Below are 9823 nucleotides of genomic sequence, written 5' to 3' on the forward strand. Positions count from 1 at the left end.
AAAAAATAACTCGATAAATTCGACAAAAAAGGTGGAGATTAACTCCTTAAATAAGCGATCATGGTCAATATTATTAGTCATGTAATATCATCTTAACTAATCTGGGCGGTGAGTGACTAATTTTCTATATTATATTCTCAGAAGTCGGTTTTGGCAACAGATTGTTATGACCTTACCCCTTTAACCTAATTTCAGAAAACGGGTTTCTTGAAGAAACCCGTTTTCTAGGTGACTTAAAGAAAGTTAGGTATATAAATTATGAATGGGGAATGGGGAAACAGGGAAGTCGAAAACCTCAAGCTAATTGGGAATAATAATATTAATGGTACAGGTAACGCTGGTGACAATAAAATGACCAGTAATAGCGGTAACAATATCCTCGCTGGCGCTAATGGTAACGATATTTACTGTTTTAATGTTTCAACCCCATCAGGAAGCGATACCATCTAAGAAACTACCACCGGCGGTATCGATACCCTCGACTTAACTGGGACAAATACCGCAGTACGAGTAAACTTAGGGGTTCCTACAACCCAAACCGCCGTCACCAATCATCTAAAATTGACTTTTTCCGCAAATAACACTATTGAAAATATTATTAACCATACCAGTAATGCTCGACTAACTAGAAATAGCCTTAATAATACTCTAACTGGTGGTGATGGCAATGGATCAATTAACCGGCCAAGACGGAAACGATAGTTTAATTGCTGGTTGAGGTGATGATTTACTCACCGGTGGTAATGGTAGCGATAATTTTATCTTCAACAGTAGCAATTTGGCAATCGAGGCGATCGGCGATTTCAGCCCGGGGAGTGATAAAATAGTATTGAGTAGAGCCATATTTACCCCCTGACAAAAAGATGAAGTATGCTTGGATTTGACATCATTTCTGGAAGACTGGCTACCGTTCCCTGTTCTCCAAAACCAGAGACTTCCTACCTCACCATTGGGATAACTGCTGTAACTGAAATAACAGACTAATGAAAAAGATAATATTGATTTTACTATTAGCTTGGCTTTTAGTTGCTAACCTGAATACCCAGGGGGTTTTAGCAGTGACGATCGATTTTCAATGGTTGGGAAATCAAGGTTATACAGCTAAAGGTTCTTTTAGTTATGATGAAAAAACGGCCCCGACTATCTTTTCAGAACAAGGTTCGGGAAAAATGCAAGTTTTAGAAGATTTTCAGGTATCTTTTTATGATAACAGTGGTCAAGAGATCGCTAAATACGATAATGTTAGCGAGGGAATTTCCTCAGCTAATTATTTTCAGTTTAATTTTAATACAAAAACCGGTCAAGTTTTTGGCTCGATCGATCTTGGGGGTGAAGGGATGGGGGAAATCTATCTTCAAGGGGTGGTTAAGGATAATTTGGCACTGTTGCGGGTGGAGTCGGTAGATCTGGTCATGGATGAGGATGATTCACCAGAAATTATCACTCAGTTTTGACTAAATCGATCGGGAAAATAGGGATTATCCTAGCCTAATTTTTCCGCTAATTCTAACCAGCGATCGGTTAAATTATCAATTTTTTGACTCAATTGAGCTAATTCTTCGGTCAGCGCGGTTATTTTGGTAAAATCTTCTAGGGGTTCTCCATAAAGTACCTGTTCAATTTCAGCTTTTTTTGCTTCTAAAATTGGTATTTGTTTTTCGATGTCTTCGTATTCTTTTTTCTCTTTAAAAGAGATTTTCTTATTGACGGGTGACGGAGAAGCTTTAACAGTTTTTGGGGTGACTCTTTTTTCTTTGGGTTCCTCCTCCTCTTTTTTCTGATCGAGATAAAGGGAATAATTACCCGGATATTGACGGATATTACCCCCGGTTTCAAAGGAAAAAATAGTATCAACTACTCGATCAAGAAAATAGCGATCATGGGAAACAACAATCACACAACCGTTAAAGTCCTCTAAATATTCTTCTAAAATTGCTAAAGTCTGCACATCGAGATCATTGGTGGGTTCATCTAAGATTAAAACATTAGGCGCACTCATCAAAACTCGTAGTAAAAATAAGCGTCTTCTTTCCCCTCCAGAAAGTTTATAAATTGGTGCATACTGTTGATCGGGAGGAAAGAGAAATTTTTCTAACATCTGGGAAGCGGTGATGACGCTGCCGTCTAGGGTTTTGACTAATTCGGCCACACTTTTCAGATATTCGATTACTCTTTGATTTTCGTTAATATTGAGATCATCGGATTGTTGATCGAAGTAACCAATATGAATAGTGGAACCGATGTCAACTGTGCCTGAATCGGGGAGAATTTTCCCGGTAATAATATCCATGAGAGTAGATTTTCCTACCCCATTACTGCCAATAATACCGATGCGATCTTCGGGAGTAAAAATATAGGTAAAATCTTTAATTAAAGTGCGATCTCCGTAAGCTTTCGAGATCTTTTCTACTTCAATAACTTTTTTGCCGATGCGTCTTCCTGCGGTGGCAATATCGACTTTTCCCTCCACCTGTTTAAATTCCTTATTACCCATTGCCTGAATGCGATCAATCCGCGCTTTTTGTTTGGTACTGCGCGCTTTTGGTCCCCGGGATAACCATTCTAATTCCCGTCGCAAAACTCCCGCGTGTTTGCGTTGACTACTGGCGATCGATTCTTCCGCTAAGGCTTTTTTTTCTAGATAATAGGCATAATTACCAGAATAAGTAGATAAATCTCCCCGATCGATTTCAATGATGCGATTAGTCACTCGATCGAGAAAATAGCGATCGTGAGTAATTAATAATAATCCTCCCCGAAAACGGGACAAATAACTCTGTAACCACTCCACGGAAAGCGCGTCTAAATGGTTGGTGGGTTCATCCATCAATAAACAGTCAGGATCGGCTAAAAGTGCGGTAGCGATGGCGATTCTTTTGCGATATCCCCCCGATAAATCTCCCACGCGAGCATTAAAATTATCGATACCCAGTTTACTTAAAATAACTTTAGCATTGGTTTCTAAATCCCAGGCGGCAAGTTTATCAATTTGTTGCGAAACCCTTGACAAACGCTCCATAATAGTATCCAGATTTTCTGGCTCATGGACAAGGCGATCGGACAATTCCTCGTATTCCTTAATTAAAGTCATGCTTTCGCCACTATCGGCGAAAACCTGCTCTAAAACCGTTTTATCATTGTCTAGATCGGGTTGCTGGGGTAAATAGACGATTTTCATCCCGGAATTGATTTGAATTTCGCCACCATCGATCGATTCTAAACCGGCGATCATTTTCAATAGGGTCGATTTTCCCGATCCATTCGTACCGATCAGGCCGACTTTATCGCGATCATCGAGGCTAAAACTGGCATCTTTGAGAATTTCCTTGATACCGAAGTCTTTTTTGAGCGATCGAACCGTCAGCAGTGTCATGATTTCTGGGAATAATCCTTCTTTTCTAGTTTGACATACTCCCACCGTCAAGCTAGGCTGTGACGGGGGATTCTTTCTACATTGTTGTTAGAAATTCCGGCGTTCCTGATTTGAGGTATGAATCTTCGGCTCTCTTAGGTTTGGTGGGCAAAATGTATTCTAAGATACATTCTTCCTAGCGAGCGAGTGGAAGGAACCACAAAGACACAAAGGACACAAAGATTGATCGATCCTATATAAGTTAAACTTATCACACAGAACCTAGAAGAGCCAATCTTCTTTGGTAGAATTTCTTAAAACCTAGACCCAAACTAACTTTTGCACGGGAACCTGAACAGTTGGCATTCATACCTTGATTCAGCAACGCCCTGCCGAAAAAGTTTTTCCCGAGGAAAAAAAACCTGCCCCTAATGCCGACGATAACGAGAAAAGGGACAGATTGGCTCAATTGAATGAGATTATTTTCATGGGCTAGACGGCATTAGGAATTACATCATGCCCATGCCGCCCATGCCACCCATGCCGCCCATGCCGCCCATGCCACCCATGCCGCCCATGCCGCCCATATCGGGGGCTGCAGCTTCTTTAACGGGTTTTTCGACCACGAGGGCTTCCGTAGTTAAGACCATACCGGCGATGGAAGCGGCGTTTTGAACGGCTGACCGCACCACTTTAGCCGGATCGATAATTCCGGCGGCGATTAAGTCTTCGTACTTGCCGGTGAGGACATTGTAACCGACGCTAAAAGCGGTATCGCGCACACCTTCCACGATCACATCGCCTTCCACACCGGCGTTATTAGCTAACTGACGCAGGGGGGCTTCTAGGGCTTTAGCGACGATATCGGCGGCGACTTTTTCCTCATCGTTAGTCAAAGAAGCTTTGAAAGCCTTCACCTTAGAAGCCAGATGAATCAAGGTTGTACCACCGCCCGGGACGATACCTTCTTCCACGGCGGCTTTGGTGGCATTGAGGGCATCTTCGATGCGGAGTTTGCGATCCTTGAGTTCGGTTTCTGTGGCTGCCCCGACTTTAATCACGGCCACACCGCCGGCTAATTTAGCGATGCGTTCCTGTAATTTTTCCTTATCGAATTCGGAATCGGTTTCTTCTAACTGTTTTTTCAGTTGGGCGAGACGTTTCTGCACATCGGCTTTATTGCGGCTGTCTCCGGAGGCGACAATAATTGTATTGTCTTTTTCCAGGGTGATTTTTGCCGCTTGCCCTAGCAGATCGAGGCTAACGGTGTCAAGACTTAAGCCCACTTCTTCGGAAATCAGACGACCGCCGGTGAGGATGGCAATATCTTGTAAAACCGCCTTGCGACGTTCCCCAAAACTGGGGGCTTTGATGGCGACGACATTTAAGACACCCCGGGCCTTGTTGACCACTAGAGTGGCTAAGGCTTCGCCGTCCACATCTTCGGCGATAATTAATAGGGGACGACCTTGACGGGCAACGGCTTCGAGGACGGGGACTAATTCAGCGATCGCACTGATTTTTTTATCGGTAATCAGGATCAGGGGGTTGTCGTACTCGACGATCTGTCTTTCTTGATCGGTGATGAAATAGGGAGAGATATAACCGCGATCGATCTGCATCCCTTCCACTACTTCTAATTCGGTGGTTAGGGATTTCGATTCTTCCACGGTGATTACGCCATCGGTGGTGACTTTTTCCATGGCGGCGGCGATCATTTTTCCCACTTCTTCGTCGTTGCCGGAAGAAACGGTGGCCACTTGAGCGATCGCATCTCCAGCGATCGGTTTAGCGACGGCGGCGATTTCTTCCACCAGATAGGCGATGGTTTTGTCTAGTCCGCGTCTTAAAGCGACGGGATTGGCCCCGGCGGTAACGTTTTTCAGACCTTCTTTAATTAAAGCCTGGGCGATGATGGTGGCGGTGGTGGTGCCATCTCCCGCTAAATCTTTGGTTTTTGCCGCTACTTCCTGAATTAATCTCGCCCCGGTGTTTTCGAGGGGATCGGACAATTCGATTTCTTTGGCGACGGTGATGCCGTCATTAACGATTTGGGGGGCGCCGTATTTCTTTTCTAACAAGACATTGCGTCCTTTCGGACCGAGGGTGATTTTTACCGCATCGGCCAAGGCGTTGACACCTCTTTCTAGGGCGCGACGGGATTCATCTTTGAAGGCAATGATTTTGGACATGGTATCGCTGTTGTGATAGGACTCCTTATAGTTAATTTAGCACTCTTAGGGCTTGAGTGCTAATCCAGGCGATCGACTCCCCTCCGATCCCTGAACCGAAAAGCGCGATCGTTTTCGTTGCCCTAGCTGGAGAGATGAGTTAGTCCCGATCTATTTTTGTCCTTAAAAATGGGGTCTGGGAAAGTGAGCGATGTTCACTTGCATAATTTAAGATGAAGATGCCGACAGCCTAACCAGATCGATGATAACCAAGCTAACCCTGAGAAATTTCAAGAGTATCAAGGAACAAACCTACGAGTTTGCTCTCTTCGATCTCTTAGTTGGACGGAATAACAGTGGTAAAAGCACCATTTTACAGGCTTTAGCGATCTGGCAGTTCTGTATTGAGGAGTTCCGGCGGGCGGCGAAACGGAAGGGAACGACCGGCAAACAAGTTGTCCTTCCCAACTTTACAGCCCTTCCCGTTCCAGAATTTAATCTTTTGTGGCGAGAGAAGACCGAGCGCCACTATCCAAAAGTAGATGGTTCCAAAAAGCAAGAGTTTATTCTCATTGAAATTGATGTTACTTGGATAGCGGAATCTTCTGGGCCAAAACCATGCTCTTTGGGGGTTAAACTACGATATAGTTCTCCTCAAACTATCTACGCAATTCCTTCGGAAGGATGGGAACATTTCCGGGAATTAGAAGGAGAGTCAAATCACTCCCCTTCTCTTTTACCTATTATTGCTTACGTTCCGCCCTTTTCGGGATTAGAACCCAATGAAGAATGGCGTGATGACGGACCGCTGCGAAAACAAGTGGGAAAAGCGCAGCCCGGAAGTATATTAAGAAATTTACTGCTGCGAGTTTGGCAAGAAAATCGAAAGGATTGGAGTGAAATTCAAAAGGTTGTCAAAAACTGGTTTAACGTTGATTTAAAAGACCCTCAATACGAACGAGGAGTGGACACCCAAATAATCTGCGAATATAAACAGGGGGGCAAATCCTATGACATTATATCTGCTGGCAGCGGTTTCCATCAAACTTTAACCTTGTTGGCATTTTTTTATGGTTATAAACCTACTACTATCTTACTGGATGAACCCGATGCTCATCTTCATGTTAACTTGCAAAGAGAGATTCTAGATTATTTTAAGAATCAAAAAGCGATCGAGAGAAATACTCAATTTCTTATTGCCACCCACGCAGAAGAGTTTATTAGAGGGGTTGACGTTCGGCAAATTATCTCATTACTTGATAGAATTCCTAAAAGAGTGGAAGCTACACCAGCGATTTTAACAGCGATGGCTGATGTTTCTAACTCAGAGATAACAGAGCTTTCGGAACGTAATTATCCCGTTATTTTGTATGTTGAAGGAGAAACAGATGGGCGTCTTTTACGAGGTTTTGCCACTTCTTTAGGAAAGCAGGATAAATTGAATCAGGTTTGTTGTCGGGTTATGGGAGGCGGCAATAAGAAGAAAATGAAAGAAGATTCTGATCGTCATTTTAACGGGATTAAACAAATAATTCCATCGGCGAAAAGGTTGGTATTGTTTGATTATGATGATGACGATCAGGCCTTCCACCCAGAAGCAAATGATCCGAAGCAATCATTATATGAATGGCGACGAAAAAATATTGAGAATTATTTATTAGTTCCCGATGCTTGGATTAGAGCAGCTCAACAAACCGGCGGTTTTAACGACCAAGATATTTTTTTATCTCCAGTTCAAAAAATAATTAGGGAGTTTTTTGATAACGAAAATCTTACCCTGCCTCGAAATCAATCTTGGAGAGATGTCAAGGCAAATATTTTTCAAGTTGTGGATGGGAAAAAGCTATTGTTTGAAAATAAGGACTCTCTTTTTCAAAGGCTTAAATCTTATCAACTTCCTTTAGCATCTGTTCCATCTTTAGAATTGACACGCGAAATCGTCGCCACTAACATGAAATCTGATGAAATTCATGAAGATGTTCATCAATTCTTCGCTAAGTTGGATCAACTTCTGAGTTAAGCAAAATTGTTATTTTTGACCTGTAATTGGAATGGCCAATGCTTGAACTTGAATTTTTTTTAACTCGGAAACTAATCGAATCGCCTGCTGTTCGTAGAGGGGGGCGCCGAGAGTCGCCGGCAAATTTTCCATGAGATCGCTGGCGGTTTTCAGGGGACAATTAGAAAAACGACTGATCACGGTGGGTGCTTCCGCGGCAATATTGCGGTTAAAGGCTTTTTCTACCCGCACGCGCCAAGTTTTGGGAGTGCGACGACCCTGTTCCACCCGTCGCAGTCCGTTGATGGTGGCCAGCACCACAATGCGATCGCCGATGCGTAAATTGAGATAATCTTCGGGCATTAATTTCGGGGCTTGCCGTTCTCGTTGGTGTAGGATCGGCACGACTCGATAACCGTAGGCAATATCCCCGATCGAGCTACCATTGAGAGTATCTCCAGCTTCGATCTCGTATTCTGTCACCAGAATCGTTTTTTGCGCCCAACGGAACAGATAGATGATATTTTCTCCGAAAGCCGCTCCCGTAAAGGCTTCTGCCGCCACGGTGTTCGTCCCTAAAATGTGAGATTGGGGCAGAATTTGACTTAATTGTTGACTAAGGTTGTCGTCGGTGGTGCGGATGACTAAGTAGCTTTGGGGATTGAGTTTGCGGGTGGTTAGGGCCACTTCTAAATTGAGGATTTCGTCATCGGTAACAATCGCTATACTTTTAGCCCTATCTAAATTGACATTTTTTAAAGATTCTTCGATATTTCCCGTCATCAGGGGCATTTTTGGCAGGATAGTTGCATCAAAATCCCTATTTAAGCTCACCCCAACGATCGCCTGTTGCATTTCTAGTAATAAATTAGCCACTTCTCTGCCGACTCGACCTAAGCCCACAATAACGATATGATTCTGTTGGGGAACTGGGGGACGGTTAGGGATAAATTGAAATTTTGATGATAATAAAGTTTCTGTCAAAAGGGCATAGAGAACCCCGATAAAAGCGGTTCCAGCTAAGGTTAAAAAGAGACTAAATAGCTGCATCCACCAGGGAATTGCATTTAAATCTTCGGGGTTAGAGGCACCGAAAACATCGCCGTAACCACCTAATAAAAGGATCGCCGTTCCTGAAAGAGAGGAAATAAAGGAAGCTCTCGGAGCGTAGAGATGGAAAAGAAAAGTCCCGATAATTACTAGGAGGATAATGATAAATACTGACATGAAAGCCACCCGGTGAATTTGCTGCTGAAAACTCAATTGCCAGAATTGTTGGATTTCTTTGAGCAATTTTTGCCAAAAATCCCGTAACTTCTGGGGAGAATTTGACGGTTTCTGGCGGGTAGAATCGATGTTTTGATAGGTAGTTTCGATGGTGGTAATGGTATCACCAGCCCGGATAGTGGTGGAGGGAGACCATTGATAAAATCCAGCCCTTAAAGGTTCATCGGGGGCTGTGTGTGCTAATAGACGACGGGTGGGGGTATTTAAATCACCTAAAAAGCGATCAAGTAAACCATCTTCGGGGCTAATTTGTCTCTGGATAATCCGCAATTTCTGACCGTCGAGATGCAAAAAACCGAGGGTTTCCGTGCCTAATGTGGCTAAAGCAAAGGCATTGGCGGGTAGTTGGGTGGGTTCATAGGCGATAAAATTGCCTAAAAGTTCCTTGAGTAGCTGATTGAGATTATCTTTAGAAGAACGCACCACTAAGCGAGTAAGGGGATTTAATTGCCGAATAATTAGGGCAGTAGTGGCATTAATTCGCTCATCACTGGTGACAATTAAAGCAGCCCGACAGCGATCGATTCCCGCTCTTGCTAAAATGTTTTTTTGACGACAATCACCGATAATTATTTCCTCTAATAAATCGGGAAAATCATTAATTTCCCAACTGGGAGGCTGTATTAGTTCGATACCGACAACGCTAACCCCAAACTCTTTTAAAGACTTGACGCAGTGTTGTCCGAGACTACCCAATCCACACACTAAAAAGCGATCGGCTAACTTGACATTCCCATGGACAAAGCTGAGAGATTCTTGGTTCATAGATTCTGCTTGTCTTAAAAAATAGAATGCTTTTTCAAACTTCTGATCCCCCCTGCCCCTAGGGCTGTTTCATTCTCCCATCAGAATATCAAAAGTAAAAGCGATAACTATCAGGTAAAATGAGAAGTGACCGCCAACTTTTGAAATATATGTTGAGCTTAATACAAAAACTGAAACAAGTCAAGGACTTTAGGAAAGATCAAGGAAAAAGACACCCTTTATGGATAGTATTAGTAGTAATAATACTGG

At 43.2% G+C, this 9823-nt stretch carries 6 protein-coding genes and 1 pseudogene; 3 read left to right on the forward strand and 4 right to left on the reverse strand.

Features of this window, described 5'->3' with window-relative positions; translation table 11 throughout:
- Nucleotides 1-285: 285 nt before the first annotated feature.
- Nucleotides 286-447, forward strand: a pseudogene (locus MICAI_RS26880) (hemolysin); the annotation flags it as partial.
- A gap of 280 nt (nucleotides 448-727) precedes the next feature.
- Here MICAI_RS26880 and MICAI_RS27530 read toward each other — a convergent pair.
- On the reverse strand, nucleotides 728-859 hold the full coding sequence (locus tag MICAI_RS27530; RefSeq protein ID WP_008199062.1) for a hypothetical protein: 132 nt from the start codon (nucleotides 857-859) through the stop codon (nucleotides 728-730).
- 124 nt (nucleotides 860-983) lie between these two features.
- Between MICAI_RS27530 and MICAI_RS05750 the strand changes: the two genes are divergently transcribed.
- A complete protein-coding gene (locus MICAI_RS05750) occupies nucleotides 984-1454 on the forward strand; it encodes a hypothetical protein (protein WP_008199064.1) in 471 nt (156 codons plus the stop codon).
- A 29-nt stretch (nucleotides 1455-1483) separates the two neighbouring features.
- Here MICAI_RS05750 and MICAI_RS05755 read toward each other — a convergent pair whose 3' ends face one another.
- On the reverse strand, nucleotides 1484-3373 hold the full coding sequence (locus MICAI_RS05755; protein WP_039899661.1) for an ABC-F family ATP-binding cassette domain-containing protein: 1890 nt from the start codon (nucleotides 3371-3373) through the stop codon (nucleotides 1484-1486).
- Between the two features lie 488 nt (nucleotides 3374-3861).
- Nucleotides 3862-5544 carry a chaperonin GroEL gene (gene groL / locus MICAI_RS05760; RefSeq protein ID WP_002797729.1) on the reverse strand — a complete coding sequence of 561 codons (1683 nt, stop codon included), beginning with the start codon at nucleotides 5542-5544 and terminating at the stop codon, nucleotides 3862-3864.
- Nucleotides 5545-5785: 241 nt separating this feature from the next.
- Here groL and MICAI_RS05765 point away from each other — a divergent pair, with 241 nt between their 5' ends.
- On the forward strand, nucleotides 5786-7543 hold the full coding sequence (locus MICAI_RS05765; RefSeq protein WP_008199071.1) for an ATP-dependent nuclease: 1758 nt from the start codon (nucleotides 5786-5788) through the stop codon (nucleotides 7541-7543).
- 9 nt (nucleotides 7544-7552) lie between these two features.
- Here MICAI_RS05765 and MICAI_RS05770 read toward each other — a convergent pair whose 3' ends face one another.
- Nucleotides 7553-9574: a potassium channel family protein gene (locus tag MICAI_RS05770; protein WP_008199073.1), complete on the reverse strand. Its 2022-nt coding sequence runs from the start codon at nucleotides 9572-9574 to the stop codon at nucleotides 7553-7555.
- Nucleotides 9575-9823 lie beyond the last annotated feature (249 nt).

The sequence above is a fragment of the Microcystis sp. T1-4 genome (genome assembly GCF_000297435.1).
Taxonomy (GTDB): Bacteria; Cyanobacteriota; Cyanobacteriia; order Cyanobacteriales; family Microcystaceae; genus Microcystis.

Excerpts from the sequence above, each read along its gene's own strand:
- MICAI_RS05770 (WP_008199073.1), bottom strand. The coding sequence starts at position 9,574 with ATGAACCAAGAATCTCTCAGCTTTGTCCATGGGAATGTCAAGTTAGCC.
- MICAI_RS05755 (WP_039899661.1), bottom strand. The coding sequence starts at position 3,373 with ATGACACTGCTGACGGTTCGATCGCTCAAAAAAGACTTCGGTATCAAG.
- MICAI_RS05750 (WP_008199064.1), top strand. The coding sequence starts at position 984 with ATGAAAAAGATAATATTGATTTTACTATTAGCTTGGCTTTTAGTTGCT.
- MICAI_RS05765 (WP_008199071.1), top strand. The coding sequence starts at position 5,786 with ATGATAACCAAGCTAACCCTGAGAAATTTCAAGAGTATCAAGGAACAA.
- groL (WP_002797729.1), bottom strand. The coding sequence starts at position 5,544 with ATGTCCAAAATCATTGCCTTCAAAGATGAATCCCGTCGCGCCCTAGAA.